The sequence below is a fragment of the Ancylobacter novellus DSM 506 genome, assembly GCF_000092925.1.
Classification (GTDB): Bacteria; Pseudomonadota; Alphaproteobacteria; order Rhizobiales; family Xanthobacteraceae; genus Ancylobacter; species Ancylobacter novellus.
This window is the reverse complement of sequence record NC_014217.1, coordinates 4,184,647-4,198,717: the sequence shown is the minus strand read 5'-3', so window position 1 is coordinate 4,198,717 and position 14,071 is coordinate 4,184,647. Positions and strand designations below refer to the sequence as shown.

15 protein-coding genes are annotated in these 14,071 nt (G+C 68.7%); 13 read left to right on the top strand and 2 right to left on the bottom strand.

Going from position 1 to position 14,071, the window contains the following annotated elements:
- The first annotated feature begins 43 nt into the window (after positions 1-43).
- The 13 genes from SNOV_RS19730 to SNOV_RS19670 all read left to right on the top strand — a co-directional run bounded on the left by SNOV_RS19730 (position 44) and on the right by SNOV_RS19670 (position 12,871).
- A complete protein-coding gene (locus SNOV_RS19730; protein ID WP_013168734.1) occupies positions 44-490 on the top strand; it encodes a Fur family transcriptional regulator in 447 nt (148 codons plus the stop codon).
- A 3-nt stretch (positions 491-493) separates the two neighbouring features.
- Positions 494-1,255: a lyso-ornithine lipid O-acyltransferase gene (gene olsA, locus SNOV_RS19725; RefSeq protein WP_013168733.1), complete on the top strand. Its 762-nt coding sequence runs from the start codon at positions 494-496 to the stop codon at positions 1,253-1,255.
- Between the two features lie 252 nt (positions 1,256-1,507).
- Positions 1,508-2,938, top strand: a complete 1,431-nt coding sequence (miaB, locus tag SNOV_RS19720; RefSeq protein ID WP_013168732.1) for a tRNA (N6-isopentenyl adenosine(37)-C2)-methylthiotransferase MiaB — start codon at positions 1,508-1,510, stop codon at positions 2,936-2,938.
- A gap of 35 nt (positions 2,939-2,973) precedes the next feature.
- On the top strand, positions 2,974-4,050 hold the full coding sequence (locus SNOV_RS19715) for a PhoH family protein (RefSeq protein ID WP_013168731.1): 1,077 nt from the start codon (positions 2,974-2,976) through the stop codon (positions 4,048-4,050).
- Positions 4,047-4,565, top strand: a complete 519-nt coding sequence (gene ybeY, locus SNOV_RS19710; RefSeq protein WP_013168730.1) for an rRNA maturation RNase YbeY — start codon at positions 4,047-4,049, stop codon at positions 4,563-4,565. The genes SNOV_RS19715 and ybeY overlap by 4 nt, the downstream gene beginning before the upstream one ends.
- Before the next feature lie 5 nt (positions 4,566-4,570).
- Positions 4,571-5,842, top strand: coding sequence for a hemolysin family protein (locus tag SNOV_RS19705; protein WP_013168729.1), 1,272 nt, complete (start codon positions 4,571-4,573; stop codon positions 5,840-5,842).
- Between the two features lie 33 nt (positions 5,843-5,875).
- Positions 5,876-7,465 carry an apolipoprotein N-acyltransferase gene (gene lnt / locus SNOV_RS19700; protein WP_013168728.1) on the top strand — a complete coding sequence of 530 codons (1,590 nt, stop codon included), beginning with the start codon at positions 5,876-5,878 and terminating at the stop codon, positions 7,463-7,465.
- Positions 7,466-7,577: 112 nt separating this feature from the next.
- Positions 7,578-7,985: a helix-turn-helix domain-containing protein gene (locus tag SNOV_RS19695; RefSeq protein WP_013168727.1), complete on the top strand. Its 408-nt coding sequence runs from the start codon at positions 7,578-7,580 to the stop codon at positions 7,983-7,985.
- 130 nt (positions 7,986-8,115) lie between these two features.
- The gene (gene metK, locus SNOV_RS19690; RefSeq protein ID WP_013168726.1) at positions 8,116-9,309 is read left to right on the top strand and encodes a methionine adenosyltransferase; all 1,194 of its coding nucleotides are present in this window, start codon (positions 8,116-8,118) and stop codon (positions 9,307-9,309) included.
- Positions 9,310-9,388: 79 nt separating this feature from the next.
- A complete protein-coding gene (trmB, locus tag SNOV_RS19685) occupies positions 9,389-10,090 on the top strand; it encodes a tRNA (guanine(46)-N(7))-methyltransferase TrmB (protein WP_013168725.1) in 702 nt (233 codons plus the stop codon).
- An 81-nt stretch (positions 10,091-10,171) separates the two neighbouring features.
- Positions 10,172-10,519 (top strand): hypothetical protein, encoded by a 348-nt coding sequence (locus SNOV_RS19680; protein ID WP_013168724.1) that lies wholly within the window; start codon positions 10,172-10,174, stop codon positions 10,517-10,519.
- A complete protein-coding gene (locus SNOV_RS19675; protein ID WP_013168723.1) occupies positions 10,519-10,926 on the top strand; it encodes a phage holin family protein in 408 nt (135 codons plus the stop codon). Before SNOV_RS19680 ends, SNOV_RS19675 begins: the two co-directional genes overlap by 1 nt.
- A 199-nt stretch (positions 10,927-11,125) precedes the next feature.
- Positions 11,126-12,871 carry a tetratricopeptide repeat protein gene (locus SNOV_RS19670; RefSeq protein ID WP_013168722.1) on the top strand — a complete coding sequence of 582 codons (1,746 nt, stop codon included), beginning with the start codon at positions 11,126-11,128 and terminating at the stop codon, positions 12,869-12,871.
- A gap of 74 nt (positions 12,872-12,945) precedes the next feature.
- On the opposite strand, the gene SNOV_RS19665 is transcribed toward SNOV_RS19670, so the two are convergent.
- Together SNOV_RS19665 and SNOV_RS19660 are read right to left on the bottom strand one after the other, a co-directional pair.
- On the bottom strand, positions 12,946-13,371 hold the full coding sequence (locus SNOV_RS19665; protein WP_013168721.1) for a DoxX family protein: 426 nt from the start codon (positions 13,369-13,371) through the stop codon (positions 12,946-12,948).
- A gap of 164 nt (positions 13,372-13,535) precedes the next feature.
- Positions 13,536-14,069 (bottom strand): hypothetical protein, encoded by a 534-nt coding sequence (locus SNOV_RS19660; protein ID WP_013168720.1) that lies wholly within the window; start codon positions 14,067-14,069, stop codon positions 13,536-13,538.
- Positions 14,070-14,071: the final 2 nt, after the last annotated feature.

Genomic DNA, 14,071 nt, shown 5'->3' with positions numbered 1-14,071 from the left:
ACGCTGCGCCATAAGGCGTCGGGGACCCAAGACGGACTGACGGATGAACGACAAGCCGACCGCGATCGAGGAAGCCTGCGTCACGCTCGGCTTGCGCATGACCGACCAGCGGCGCGTCATCGCGCGCATCATCGCCGACGCGCAGGACCATCCCGACGTGGAGGAGCTGCACCGGCGCGCTGTGGCGATCGACGACCGCATCTCCATCTCCACCGTCTACCGCACGGTGAAGCTGTTCGAGGATGCCGGCATCATCGCCCGCCACGATTTCCGCGACGGCCGCTCGCGCTACGAGCCGGTGCCGGACGAGCACCATGACCACCTGATCGACATCCGTTCCGGCGGCGTGGTGGAGTTCCGCTCGGAGGAGATCGAGCACCTGCAGGAGGAGATCGCCCGCAAGCTCGGCTACCGGCTGGTGGGCCACAAGCTGGAGCTCTACGGGATCCCCCTCGACAAGCCCAAGCCCGCCGACGAACCGAAAGGCTGAGCCGTGCGCGCCTGGCTGGTGCTCGTGCCGGTGGTGCTGATTACCCTCGTCGGCATCCCGTTCCAGTGGGCCTCGGTGAAGTTGAAGCTGCCGACCCGCCGCATCATCCCGGTGCTCTATCACCGCGTCGTGCTGGCGCTGGTCGGCGTGCGGGTGACGGTGGTCGGCGCGCCCTCGCCGGCGCGCCCGCTTCTCATCGTCTCCAACCACGTCTCCTGGCTCGATATCCCCGTGCTCGGCTCGCGCCTGCCGCTGTGCTTCGTCGCCAAGAGCGAGGTTGCCGGCTGGCCGGGCGTCGGGCTGCTGGCCAGGCTCCAGCGCACCATCTTCGTCGACCGCACCTCGCGCAGCGCCACCGGCAAGGTCGCCGGCGAGATGGCCGAACGGATGAATGGCGGCGATCCGGTCGTGCTGTTCGCCGAGGGCACGTCGAGCGACGGCAACCGGGTGCTGCCCTTCCGCTCGGCGCTGGTCGGCGCGGCAAGGCACAGCATGGGCGAGGACGCCACCATCCAGCCGCTCGCCATCGCCTATGTCGGGCAGGGCGGCATCCCGCTCGGCCGCCCGCGCCGGCCGCGCCTTGCCTGGTATGGCGACATGGACCTCGCCCCGCACCTCCTCGACGTGCTCCGGCGCGGGGCGGTGGATGTGGAACTGCATTTCGGCACGCCTCTGCCGGCAGGGAATCGCAAGGCCGCCGCGCTGCACGCCGAGACCGCGGCTCGCACCATGCTGGCGGGCGCGCTCACCGGGCGCTCCGGCTGAGGCGGATATTGCGGCAAATAACGCCCCGCCTGTGGGTTCGCGCCGCCCGGCCGCATTCCCTTTTTCCGGGAATCCCGTTACACAGGGAGCATAGGTGTCATCCGTGGAGACGTAGACGATCTCGACCTGTGAGCGAGCGGCGATATGCGAGGGCGCCTGCGACTGGGCGCAACGCTCGTGCGCTCGGAATTCAAGGGAAATTGGCCGCGCCTTCCTTACCGGAAGTCACGCGGACGGGTCGATCGAGACGCAATGACTGAACCGCGCAAGCTTTACGTCCGTTCCTTCGGCTGCCAGATGAACGTCTATGACGCCCAGCGCATGACGGACACGCTGGCCAAGGAAGGCTTTGTCGAGACCGACAGCCCGGACGACGCCGACCTCGTCATCCTCAACACCTGCCATATCCGCGAGAAGGCGGCCGAGAAGGTCTATTCCGAGCTCGGACGCCTGCGGAAGGCGCAGGAGGAAGCCGGCCGCAGCCAGATGGTGGCGGTCGCCGGCTGCGTCGCGCAGGCCGAGGGCGCGGAGATCATCAAGCGCGCCCGTGCGGTCGACCTCGTGGTCGGCCCGCAGAGCTACCACAAGCTGCCGGAGCTGGTGGCGGAGGCGCAGGCCCGCCGCGACGGCAACGGCAAGCGCGCCAAGCTGGTCGAGACCGAGTTCCCGGTCGAGGACAAGTTCGACTTCCTGCCCCCACCGACATCGGCCGCCATCACCAAGCGGGGACCGGCCGCCTTCGTCACGGTGCAGGAAGGCTGCGACAAGTTCTGCACCTTCTGCGTCGTGCCCTATACGCGCGGCGCCGAGGTCTCGCGTCCGCTGTCGAAGATCCTCGACGAGGTGGTGCGGCTCGCCGATAGCGGCGTGCGCGAGATCACGCTGATCGGGCAGAACGTCAACGCCTATCACGGCCTCGATGCCGGCGGGCGCAGCGCCAACCTCGCCGAGCTGGTGCGCCGGGTGGCTGAGGTGCCGGGCATCGCCCGCGTGCGCTACACGACCAGCCATCCGCGCGACATGGACGAGGAGCTGATCGCCGCCCATGGCGAGATGCCGGCACTGATGCCCTATCTGCATCTGCCGGTGCAGTCCGGCTCCAACCGCATCCTCGCCGCGATGAACCGCAAGCACGACCGCGAGCTGTTCTTCGACATCGTCGAGAAGGTGCGCGCGGCGCGACCGGACATCGCCTTCTCCTCCGACTTCATCGTCGGCTTCCCCGGCGAGACCGACGAGGATTTCGCCGACACGATGGACCTCGTCGAGAAGGTCGGCTTCGCCTCGGCCTTCTCGTTCAAATACTCGCCGCGCCCCGGCACGCCGGCGGCCGGCATGGAGGCGCAGCTTCCCGAAGCGGTGAAGTCGGCGCGCATCCATGCGCTGCAGGCCCTGCTCGACGGGCAGAAGGCGGCCTTCGACGAGGGCTGCCGCGGGCGCCGCTTCGAGATCCTGCTGGAGAAGCCCGGCCGCTTCCCCGGCCAGCTCATCGGCCGCTCGCCCTATCTGCAGTCCGTCGTCGTCGAGGCGCCCGTCGAGGCAATCGGCACGCTGGCCATGGTGGAAGTCCGCGAAGTCAGCACCAAGAGTCTTTCCGGCGACATCATCGGCGGGGAATTCTTCGCCGAAGATTCGAAGTGGGAATCGCGTTTTACAAGGCAGAGCGAGAAGCTGGAGGCGTGAGCGTGCGTCGAGCTGGATCTGATACGGAACGTGCCTTGGTAGCCGCCCGCGCGGGCACTCCCGCCGGATCAACGACACAGACCGCGCCGCGCCCCAACCCACAGTGGATCGAGACCACCGAGGAGACGCCGAGCCAGATCGTGCTCGCCTTCGACGACAACCGCCTCGCCAGCCAGCTCTTCGGCCATTACGGCCAGAACCTCGCGCTGATCGAGCGCCGGCTGGAGATCGTCGCCGAGCAGCGCGGCAACCATGTCACGCTGGAAGGCCCGCGCGAGGCCTGCGAGCAGGCCCGCCACGTGCTGGAGACGCTCTACGCCCGGCTGAAGAAAGGCGTCGAACTGCTCCCCGGCGACGTCGAGGGCGTGCTGCGCGAAGCCGCGGCGCAGGGCTTCCTGTTCGAGTTCGACCCGGCGACCAAGAAGCAGAGCTTCGACGAGATCCAGCTGCGCCGCCGCCCGGTGCGCGCGCGCACCGCCGCGCAGGACGCCTATATCCGCGCGCTCAAGCGCCATACCCTCGTCTTCGGCGTCGGCCCGGCCGGCACCGGCAAGACCTGGCTGGCGGTCGCCTATGCCGTCCACCTTCTGGAGCGGCGGGTTGTCGACCGGCTGATCCTCTCCCGTCCGGCGGTGGAAGCCGGCGAGCGGCTCGGCTTCCTGCCCGGCGACATGAAGGAGAAGGTCGACCCCTATCTGCGCCCGATCTACGACGCGCTGCACGATCTGATGGACCGCGCCTTCGTCGAGCGCGCGCTGACCTCCGGCGAGATCGAGATCGCCCCGCTCGCCTTCATGCGCGGGCGCACGCTGGCGAACGTCTGCGTCATCCTCGACGAGGCGCAGAACACCACCTCGATGCAGATGAAGATGTTTCTCACCCGCCTGGGCGAGAACTCGCATATGATCATCACCGGCGACCCCAGCCAGGTCGACCTGCCGCCCGGCCAGACCTCGGGCCTTGCCGAGGCGGTGACGCTGCTCAAGGACGTCGAGGGCGTCGAGGTCTGCCAGTTCCACGCCGCCGACGTGGTGCGCCACGAGCTCGTCGGGCGCATCGTCGCCGCCTATGACAGGAAGGCCGCCGGCGCAACCGAGGCCCCGCCGCGATGAGCGACGACAGTAGCATCGAGGTCGACGTACTCGTGGAGGCCGACGCCTGGTCGGCCTTCCCCGAGGCGGCCGGCCTCGTCATCCGCGCCGTCGATGCCGCCTGCGAGGGTGCGTCGAGCGAGTACGAGCTCGATATCGACGGCGCCGAGATCGCCGTGAAGCTCACCGACGATGCCTCCATCCGCCTGCTCAACCGCGACTGGCGCGGCAAGGACTACGCCACCAACGTGCTGTCCTTCCCGACGCCGGAAATGGCGCGGGCCGGCGGCGATCCCCATCTCGGCGACATCGCGATCGCCTTTGAGACCCTGGCGCGCGAGGCGGCCGAGGAAGGCAAGCCCTTCGCCGACCATCTCGTGCACCTCGCCGTGCATGGTACGCTGCATCTGCTCGGCTACGACCACGAGGTCGCCGAGGACGCCGAGGAGATGGAGGCGATGGAGCGCCGCGTTCTCGCCGGGCTCGGCGTGCCCGATCCCTATTCCGAAACCGAACCCGTTCATCAACACGACTGAGGCCAATGTCCGACCCCGTTTCCAATCCTTCCTCCGGCCAGGGCAGCGAAGGCCCAAGTAGCGGCTCCGTTACCGGGCCAAGTACCGGCTCGGCTGCCGGCTCCGGCAGTCCCGGGCAGCGAAGCCCGGCCGACGCGCGCTCCAGCGAGCCGCGCGGCGGCATCTTCGACCGCCTGCGCGCGTTGATCGGCGGCTGGCGTTCCTCCGGCTCGCTGCGCACCGACCTCGCCGAGGTGCTGTCCGCCGCGAGCGCCGAGGCGGGAAGCGACCTGTCGGCCACCGAGCGGGCGATGCTGAAGAGCATCCTCGACCTGCGCGAGCTTCGGATCGGCGACCTCATGGTCCCCCGCGCCGACATCATCGCGGTGCAGAAGGACATCTCGTTGGGCGAATTGCTCACCGTCTTCGCCGATGCCGGCCATTCGCGCCTCGTCGTCTATGACGACACGCTCGACGATCCCGTCGGCATGGTCCACATCCGCGACCTCGTCACCTATCTGACCCAGCGCGCCATGACGCCGCGCCATCCGGCGCCGCGCGGCACCACCCCGAATACGTCGCCGGAGGAGAAGCCGGCGGAACAGCCGGCGGGCAAGCCTGTGCCGAGCTTCAATCTCAAGGCCATCGACCTCGGCACGCCGCTCAGCGCCGCCAAGCTGATCCGCCGCCTGCTGTTCGTGCCGCCCTCCATGCCCTCGATCGAGCTGCTCGCCAGCATGCAGGCGAGCCGCATCCACCTCGCCCTCGTCATCGACGAATATGGCGGCACCGACGGTATCGTCTCGATGGAGGACCTTGTCGAGGAGATCGTCGGCGACATCGAGGACGAGCACGACGAGGACGAGACCCCGGACATCGCCCGCCAGCCTGACGGCAGCTTCATCGCCGATGCCCGCGCCAGCCTCGAGGACGTCGCCGAGATGGTCGACCCCGCCTTCGCGCTCGGCGAGGAGGCCGAGGAGGTCGACACGCTGGGCGGGCTCCTGGTCACGCTCGCCGGCCGCGTGCCGGTGCGCGGCGAGATCGTGCTCGGCCCCGGCAATTTCGAGATCGAGGTGCTGGACGCCGATCCGCGCCGGGTGAAGCGGCTGCGCCTCTCGCCGGGCGGCGGGGAGAATGGCGGCTCCGGCTCCGCCACGGGTGAGGGCCGCCGGCCCGAGCGCACCGAAGGGCGCGCCGAGGAGCGCCCCGCCGGCAGCAGCCTGCCGCCGCCGGCCGAGCAGCAGCGCAAGGGCGCCTTCGGCACCGAGCGCACCCGCGGCACCGATGCCGCCTGAGCCGTGGCCTATCCCGAATCGGCCGCACGCCGCATGCTGACGCCGGAGCTGCTTCGGACGGCGCCACTGCGCTGGCGCGCGCTCGCCGCGCTGGCGGCCGGCGGGCTCTCCGCGCTCGCCATGCCGCCCTTCGGCCTGTGGCCGGTGCTGGCGCTCACCTTGCCGGTGCTGGTGTTCCTGCTCGACGCCTCGATGCGGCTCCCGCTCGGGCGCGCGCTGCGCTCGGCCTTCGCCGCCGGCTGGCTGTTCGGCTTCGGCTACTTCGTCGCCGGCCTGTGGTGGATCGGCGAGGCCTTCCTCGTCCAGGCGGACATGTTCGCCTGGTTGATACCCTTCGCCGTCCTCGGCCTGCCGGCCTATCTCGCGCTGTTCACCGGGCTCGGTTGCGCCATGGCGCGGCTCGCCTGGACGCCGGGGCCGGGGCGGCTGCTGATCTTCGCCGTGGCGCTCACCATGAGCGAATGGCTGCGTGGCATCGCGCTGACCGGCTTCCCCTGGAACGATTTCGGCTATGCGCTGGCCGGCGACCTGCGCTTTGCCCAGGCCGCTTCGGTGATCGGGCTGCTGGGGCTGTGCTTCCTCACCCTGGCGACGCTGGCCGCCCCCGCCGCGCTGTTCGACGGACAATTCTCCGCCCGCGCCCGGCGGGTGCCGCTGGCGCTCGCCGTGCTGGTGCTGGCGGGGCTATGGGGGGCCGGCCAATGGCGGCTCGCCACCACGCAGGTCGGCGACGTGCCCGGCGCGCGGCTGCGGCTGATGCAGCCGGACCTGCCGCAGGACGCCAAGTTCCGCTACGACGCCCGCCGCACGGTGATGGACCTCTATGTCGCCACGAGCCAGAGCCAGGGCGGGCTCGACGGCGTCACCCACCTGTTCTGGCCGGAATCGGCCTTCCCCTTCTTCCTCGAGCACGAGCCCGAGGCGATCGCGCGCATCGCGGAGCTGCTGCCGGACGGCGCGACGCTGATCACCGGCGCCGCGCGCATCAAGCCGGACCCGACCCGGGCGCGCCCGGACGTGTTCAACAGCCTCCGGGTGCTCGGCTCCGACGGCGCCGTGCTCGGCAATGCCGACAAGGTGCACCTCGTTCCTTTCGGCGAATATCTGCCGTTTCAGGAAACGATGGAATGGCTGGGCTTACAGCAGCTCACCCGCCAGCGCGGCGGCTTCGCAGCAGCGCAGGAGCGTTCCCTGCTCGCCATTCCCGGCCTGCCGGCGGCGGTGCCGCTGATCTGCTACGAGGCGATCTTCCCCGACGAGGTGATGCCCGCGGGCCTTGCCGCCGGGCAGAGGCCGGGCTTCCTGCTCAACATGTCCAACGACGCCTGGTTCGGCCTGACGCCCGGCCCGTACCAGCATTTCGAGCAGGCGCGACTCAGGGCGATCGAGCAGGGTCTGCCGCTGGTTCGGGTCACCAATAACGGCATTTCCGCCATCGTCGACCCGCTCGGACGAACCCGCGGCCTGCTACCTCTGGGTGCACGCGGAATTCTCGACGGAACGCTGCCGCTGACGCTTGAGTCGACAATATATGCTACATACGGCAATTTAATACCGCTTATCCTCGTCGTATTGGGCCTATTGCTAGCGATTGCGCTCCGGCAGCGCGATATGCACGTCTAGATTGATCGACGGTAGGATCAGCTTTGCCTAGACTGCAACCGGGCCTGGGCACTGCTTCTCTCCACCAGATCGGCGGAGGGAGGTATTTTTTTGTTTCCAGTCGGGGAAGCCGATGACCAAGAAGTCTCCTAATCCAATCGACAAGCACGTCGGCAGCCGGGTGCGCATGCGCCGCATGATGATTGGCATGAGTCAGGAGAAGCTCGGCGAGAATCTCGGCATCACCTTCCAGCAGATCCAGAAATACGAGAAGGGCACCAACCGGATCGGCGCCAGCCGGCTGCAGAACATCTCCAACGTGCTGGGTGTTCCGGTCTCCTTCTTCTTCGAAGGCGCGCCGAATGTGGGAATCGCCAATACCGGCTTCGCCGAGGATGCCTCGCCGGCCTATGTCTCGGATTTTCTCGCGACCACCGAAGGACTTGCGCTCACCCGCGCCTTCCTGAAGATCGCCGATTCCAAGGTCCGCCGCCGCATCGTCGATCTCGTCGAGGCGCTCGCCAGCGAGAACGCAAGCTAGACTCGCCGAGCCCCTGCGTTCTTTTTTCCGAACGAATCCGCCTTTACAACCTTGACCCGCCGGGGCCCGCTTGCGAAACATGCGGGGCCGGATGCCTTCCTCGCGCCGGCTTAGATCGAGGAGCCGACGCGTGTCCCGCCAAGCCTATCTGTTCACCAGCGAATCCGTTTCCGAAGGCCACCCGGACAAGGTGTGCGACCGCATCTCCGACGAGGTGGTGGACGCCTTCTTCAAGCACGGCCCGGAATATGGCTGGGATCCGAGCCAGCTGCGCGTCGCCGCCGAGACGCTCGCCACCACCAACCGCGTGGTGATCGCCGGCGAGACCCGCGGCCCGGCGCAGATCACCCGCGACTACCTCATCCACCGCGCCCGGCTCGCCATCAAGGACATCGGCTACGAGCAGGACGGCTTCCACTGGGAGAACGCCGAGATCGACGTGCTGCTGCACGCCCAGTCGGCCGACATCGCCCAGGGCGTCGATTCCGCCAACAACAAGGATGAGGGCGCCGGTGACCAGGGCATCATGTTCGGTTATGCCTGCCGCGAGACGCCCGAGCTGATGCCGGCGCCGATCTTCTATTCCCACAAGATTCTCAAGCGCCTCGCCGAGGCCCGCCATTCCGGCGAGAGCACCGTGCTCGGCCCGGACGCCAAGAGCCAGGTGACGGTGCGCTACGAGGACGGCAAGCCGGTCGAGGTCACCCAGATCGTCCTGTCGACCCAGCATCTCGACGCCGACCTGTCGTCGCACGACGTGCAGTCGATCGTGGAGCCCTATATCCGCGAGACGCTGCCGGAAGGCTGGATCACGCCGGCGACCGTGTGGCACGTCAACCCGACCGGCAAGTTCGTCATCGGCGGCCCCGACGGCGACTGCGGCCTCACCGGGCGCAAGATCATCGTCGACACCTATGGCGGTGCGGCCCCGCATGGCGGCGGCGCCTTCTCCGGCAAGGACCCGACCAAGGTCGACCGTTCCGCCGCCTATGCCGCGCGCTACCTCGCCAAGAACGTGGTCGCCGCCGGCCTCGCCGATCGCTGCACCATCCAGCTCGCCTATGCCATCGGCGTGTCCGACCCGCTCGCGGTCTATGTCGACCTCTACGGCACCGGCAAGGTGGAGGAAGCCAAGCTCGAGAAGATCCTGCGCGAGGTCATGAACCTTCGCCCGCGCGGCATCCGCGAGCATCTCGGCCTCAACAAGCCGATCTATGCCCGCACCTCGGCATATGGCCATTTCGGCCGCGCGCCGGAAGCCGATGGCGGCTTCTCCTGGGAGCGCACCGACCTCGCCGACACCATCAAGGCCGCGATGGCCTGACCGGCGCCGTTGCGCCGACAGAGCCAGTCGGAGATAAGCGGGGCGGACGGCGACGTCCGCCCTTCTCTTTTGTGTGCCGATGACCGAACCCGCCGACGATAACGCCCGCAGTGCCGCCTTCTATGGAAGGCGCAAGGGCAAGAAGCTGCGCACCGCGCAGGCCGACCATCTCGAACGCGACCTGCCGCGCCTCGCCGTCGATCTCGACACGCTGCCCGGCCGGCCGCTCGCCGACCTGTTCCCCCATCCCGTGCGCGCGGTTCGGCTGGAGATCGGCTTCGGCGGCGGCGAACACCTGATTTCCGAGGCGCAGCGCCATCCGGACATCGGCTTCATCGGCGCCGAGGCCTTCATCAACGGCATCGCCAAGGCGACCGCGATGGTCGCCGATCTCGGGCTTTCCAATGTCCGTCTCCACGGCGACGACGTGGTGCCACTGCTCGATCGGCTCCCCGAGGGCGGGCTCGACCAGGTCGACCTGCTCTATCCCGACCCCTGGCCGAAGCGCCGGCACTGGAAGCGGCGCTTCGTGCGCGCCGACAACATCGCCCGCATCGCCCGCATCCTCGCCTCCGGCGGGCGCTTCCGCTTCGCCACCGACATCGAATCCTACGCCGCCTGGACGCTGCGCCGGCTCACCGCCGATCCGCGCTTCGAATGGACCGCCGCGCGCGCCGACGACTGGCGGCGGCCCTGGGAGGGCTGGCCGGGCACCCGCTACGAGGCCAAGGCCAAGCGCGAGGGCCGCCTGCCGGGATATTACGAGTTCCGGCGCCTCTGATTACCGCCTATGCTCGGGGAACTTCGGTAACGGCGTCCGCGTTGAGGGATGTCCACCGTCAGCCGGTTTCAGGAGATCCCCATGGCTCAGCCGAACGCTCAGGAAGACTTCGCCAAGCTGTCCGCCGACCTCGCCGCGCTGCGGGGCGACGTCGCGAAGCTTGCCGAGACGCTCGCCGCCATCGCCAGGGCGGAAGGCGAGGCCGCCGCCGACGCGGTCTCCAGCCGGGTGCGCGCCGGCAAGGCCCGCGCCGAAGCCACCGCTGCCGGCCTGATGGACGAGGGCCTCGCCGCCTATGAGGATGCCAAGGGCAAGGCGCAGGCGCTCGGCGGCGACGTCGGCGCCGCCATAGAGCGCAACCCCTACGGCGCCGTGCTGGCGGCGCTCGGGGTCGGCTTCATCTTCGGCCTGCTGTCGCGGAGCCGTTGATGCTCCGCCTCCTGCTCGGGCTCGTCGGCGCCGAGCTGCGCTTCGCGGTTCGGCGCGCCACCACGACGGCGATCCTGCTCGCCATCGGCGTGCTTCTCATCAGCGTCTCGCTGTTCGCGCTTCTGGTGGCGGTCTTCATCCTGCTGGCCGAGCGCTACGATCCGGCCACCAGCGCGCTGATCATCTTCGGCTTCACCCTCGTCGTCGGGCTGATCTTCCTCGTCGTCGCGCTGATGCGCACGCGCCGGCGCCCGGCGCCGCTCGGCTACGGCGCCTATCCCGGCCTCGGCGCCGTCCCGCCGGTGACGCCGCCGCCCGGCCCCGCTCCGCCGCCCAAGGCGTCGACGGTGCTCACAATTGCAGCAGGCGCGGCGCTGATCGGCCTTATTCTCGGCCGACGTGTTTGACAATCTCGTGTCCGGGCCCTGTGGGGCCCGGTCCGCATTAGCCTCTCGTTATTGCAGGGGCGGCTAAAAAGGACCAATCTGCCAGAAAGGGGCCGAGGCCGTGCGCCGCCAGGATGCGGTGCCGCGTGGTCTGCCGCAGGAGGTTCTAGCTTTGACGTTCCGACGCTTGTCGCTGCGGCCGGGAGCGGCCATTCTCGCAATGCTCACGGCGCTGGGCGCGGCCTCGCCGGCGCTGGCGGAGGCCCCTCCGTCCGATTTCATCGCCCGCTCCGCGCCGGCCGGCAACTATCTCGCCGCCCGCCTCGCCATCGCTGAGCGCGACACCGGCGCCGCTGCCGCCTATTACCGTGAGCTGGTGCGCATGTTCCCGCGCAATGGCGAACTGATGGAGCGCGCCTTCCTCACTTTGCTCGCCGAAGGCTCGGTCGACGAGGCGGTGGACCTCGCCCAGCGCATCGTGCGCATCGATCCCGAGCATACGCTGGCGCGGCTCGTGCTCGGCGTTCGCGCCATCAAGACCAAGCAGTACGTCACCGCCCGCAGCAATCTGCGCCGGGCCGGCCAGGGCGCCATCGCCGAACTCAACGCCACCCTGCTCAGCGCCTGGAGCCAATTCGGCTCCGGCAACCCCAAGACCGCCGTCGCCATGATCGACGAGCTGCAGGGGCCGGAATGGTATGCGAGCTTCAAGGACTTCCACGCCGGGCTGATCCTCGATGCCGCCGGCATGAAGAAGGAAGCCGGCCCGCGGCTGGACGCGGCGCTCAAGATCGACCCGCGCACCCTGCGCGTGGTGGACGCCTATGCGCGCTGGGCCTCGCGCAGCGGCAACAAGAAGCTGGCGGTCGAGACCTACGAGGCCTTCGACAAGCTGGTGCCGAACGACCCGCTGGTCGCCCGCTCGCTGGAGCAGCTCGAGGCGGGCCGCACCCTGCCGGCTCTGGTGTCGACGCCCGCCGCCGGCGCGGCGGAAGTGCTCTACGGCCTCGGTGCAGCGCTCGGCCGCCAGGGCGGCGAGGACCTCGCCCTGGTCTATCTCCAGCTCGGCCGCTGGCTCGACCCCTCGCACCCGCTGATCGACATCACGCTGGCGGATCTCTTCGAATCGATGAAGCGGCACGATGACGCCATCGCGCTCTATGAGCGCGTGCCGGCCTCCTCGCCCTTCAAGGTGAATGCCGAGGTGCAGCGGGCGCTGAACCTCGACGCCGTCGACAAGTTCGACGAGGCGCGCGCTTCGCTGGAGAAGGTCGTCGCGGCCAATCCGAAGGACATGCGCGCGCTGATGGCGCTCGGCGACGTGCTGCGCTCCAACGAGAAGTACGCCGACGCCGCCGCCGTCTACGACAAGGCGATCGGCCAGCTGAAGACGCCGTCGGCCAATGACTGGATGCTCTTCTACTTCCGCGGCACCTGCTACGAGCGTTCGAAGGAATGGGCGAAGTCGGAAGCCGACCTGAAGAAGGCGCTGGAGCTCAAGCCGGACCAGCCGCATGTACTGAACTATCTCGGCTATAGCTGGATCGATCAGGGAGTGAACCTCGATCAGGGCACGGAGATGATCCGCAAGGCGGTGACGCTGCGCCCGGACGACGGCTTCTTCATCGACAGCCTCGGCTGGGCCTATTACCGCACCGGCCATTACGACGACGCCGTGCGCGAACTGGAGCGCGCGGTCGAATTGAAGCCGAACGAGACGGTGATCAACGACCATCTCGGCGACGCCTACTGGAAGGTCGGCCGCAAGCTGGAGGCGCGGTTCAAGTGGAACCATGCCCGCGACCTGAAGCCGGACGCGGACGAGCTCGCCGACATCGAGCGCAAGATCGCCGTCGGCCTCGACGAAGCCGAGCGCATCAAGGCGAAGGGCGGCGAAGTGCAGAAGACCGAGGTCGTCGCCCCGTCCGAGCCGCAGAAGGCGGCCCAGAAAGGCAATGGCGGCTGACGGCCGACGTTCGGCCGACGGACAAGGAAAAGGGGCGAGCCTCGCGGCGCGCCCCTTTTTTCATTCGGGAATCGTCACGCCACGGCGGGGCGGCCGACGAAGAACAGCGGGCGCGAGCGCAGGGCGAAGGCGCCGTCGCCGATCAGCCAGAGCGCGAAGGACGTCACGATCAGGAAGGCGGGATATTCCCAGCCGCCGCCGGTGGCCGAGAACAGCCAGCCATTGGGGATGTGCACGCTCATGGCGCCGGCCATCACCGGGATCAGCAGCAGCGCGACGTGGCGGGCATAGAAGCCGACGAGGATCAACAGGCCGCCGATAAGCTCGGCGAGGACCACCGGCCAGGCCAGCGCCTCCGGCAGGCCGAGGCTGCCGAGAAAGCCGGCGAAGCCGGGAATGGTGAAGACGACATATTTCAGCAGCGCGTGCGACACCCACATGGCGCCGAGCGCCACGCGGAGCAGGAAGACGCCATAGGGCGCGGTACGGGAATCGATCATGGCTGGTCTCGCGGAAGGTTGGAGTGTCGAAGTCAGGTCGACGCCTGAAGTGACTTCGAGGTACTCCACCGCTCCGCGCAACACGATAGCCACGAATGACGTAGCGTTATTGCGTCAGCGCAATGTCGTCGGATTGACAGGAGGACTGAAAGCGGTCCGCCGGCTCAGTTCGGCATATCGGCTTCGACGGTCTTGGTGTCGGCCGGCGCGTCGAGCGCCTTGGATTCGACCGGCACGGTCTGCGCGCGTGACACCGCCCGCTTGGCCGGCGCGCGGTTCGACCGTTCGGCGAGCCGGGTGCGCCCGCTGCCGCCGCGCTTGAACTCGCACCACAGCCGGTTGGCGCCGGCGAGGTTGCCGCGGAAGCTGGCCTCGCTGGTCTTCTCCACGTCGAAGCAGGGCTGGAACGCCATGCCCTTGAGCTTGGCGCAGACCGCCTGGCCCTTCACGAGGATGGTGCCCGCCGGCAAGGTGACATAGCGCGCCGCGCCCTTGCCGCGCATTTGGATGGTGCCGGCGACCGAGCCGTCCGGCATGATGCGGCCGGAGCCGACCGTGCCCTCGTAGCAGGTGTAGGTGAAGGTCCGGCCCATCACGAAGCGCTGCGCCTGCTGCGCGTTCAGCGTCTCGGCCGCCGCCGGCACCGCCAGAAAGGCGGCGACGAACGCAGCGGCCAGAAGGGCAGGGGTAGAGCGCATTA

Bases quoted from the DNA above. Each gene is read 5' to 3' on its own strand.
- SNOV_RS19705 (WP_013168729.1), top strand. From the start codon at position 4,571: ATGTCCGACCCCGTTTCCAATCCTTCCTCCGGCCAGGGCAGCGAAGGC.
- SNOV_RS19695 (WP_013168727.1), top strand. From the start codon at position 7,578: ATGACCAAGAAGTCTCCTAATCCAATCGACAAGCACGTCGGCAGCCGG.
- SNOV_RS19665 (WP_013168721.1), bottom strand. From the start codon at position 13,371: ATGATCGATTCCCGTACCGCGCCCTATGGCGTCTTCCTGCTCCGCGTG.
- SNOV_RS19670 (WP_013168722.1), top strand. From the start codon at position 11,126: ATGCTCACGGCGCTGGGCGCGGCCTCGCCGGCGCTGGCGGAGGCCCCT.
- miaB (WP_013168732.1), top strand. From the start codon at position 1,508: ATGACTGAACCGCGCAAGCTTTACGTCCGTTCCTTCGGCTGCCAGATG.
- trmB (WP_013168725.1), top strand. From the start codon at position 9,389: ATGACCGAACCCGCCGACGATAACGCCCGCAGTGCCGCCTTCTATGGA.
- SNOV_RS19680 (WP_013168724.1), top strand. From the start codon at position 10,172: ATGGCTCAGCCGAACGCTCAGGAAGACTTCGCCAAGCTGTCCGCCGAC.
- ybeY (WP_013168730.1), top strand. From the start codon at position 4,047: ATGAGCGACGACAGTAGCATCGAGGTCGACGTACTCGTGGAGGCCGAC.
- SNOV_RS19660 (WP_013168720.1), bottom strand. From the start codon at position 14,069: ATGCGCTCTACCCCTGCCCTTCTGGCCGCTGCGTTCGTCGCCGCCTTT.
- SNOV_RS19675 (WP_013168723.1), top strand. From the start codon at position 10,519: ATGCTCCGCCTCCTGCTCGGGCTCGTCGGCGCCGAGCTGCGCTTCGCG.
- SNOV_RS19730 (WP_013168734.1), top strand. From the start codon at position 44: ATGAACGACAAGCCGACCGCGATCGAGGAAGCCTGCGTCACGCTCGGC.
- lnt (WP_013168728.1), top strand. From the start codon at position 5,876: ATGCTGACGCCGGAGCTGCTTCGGACGGCGCCACTGCGCTGGCGCGCG.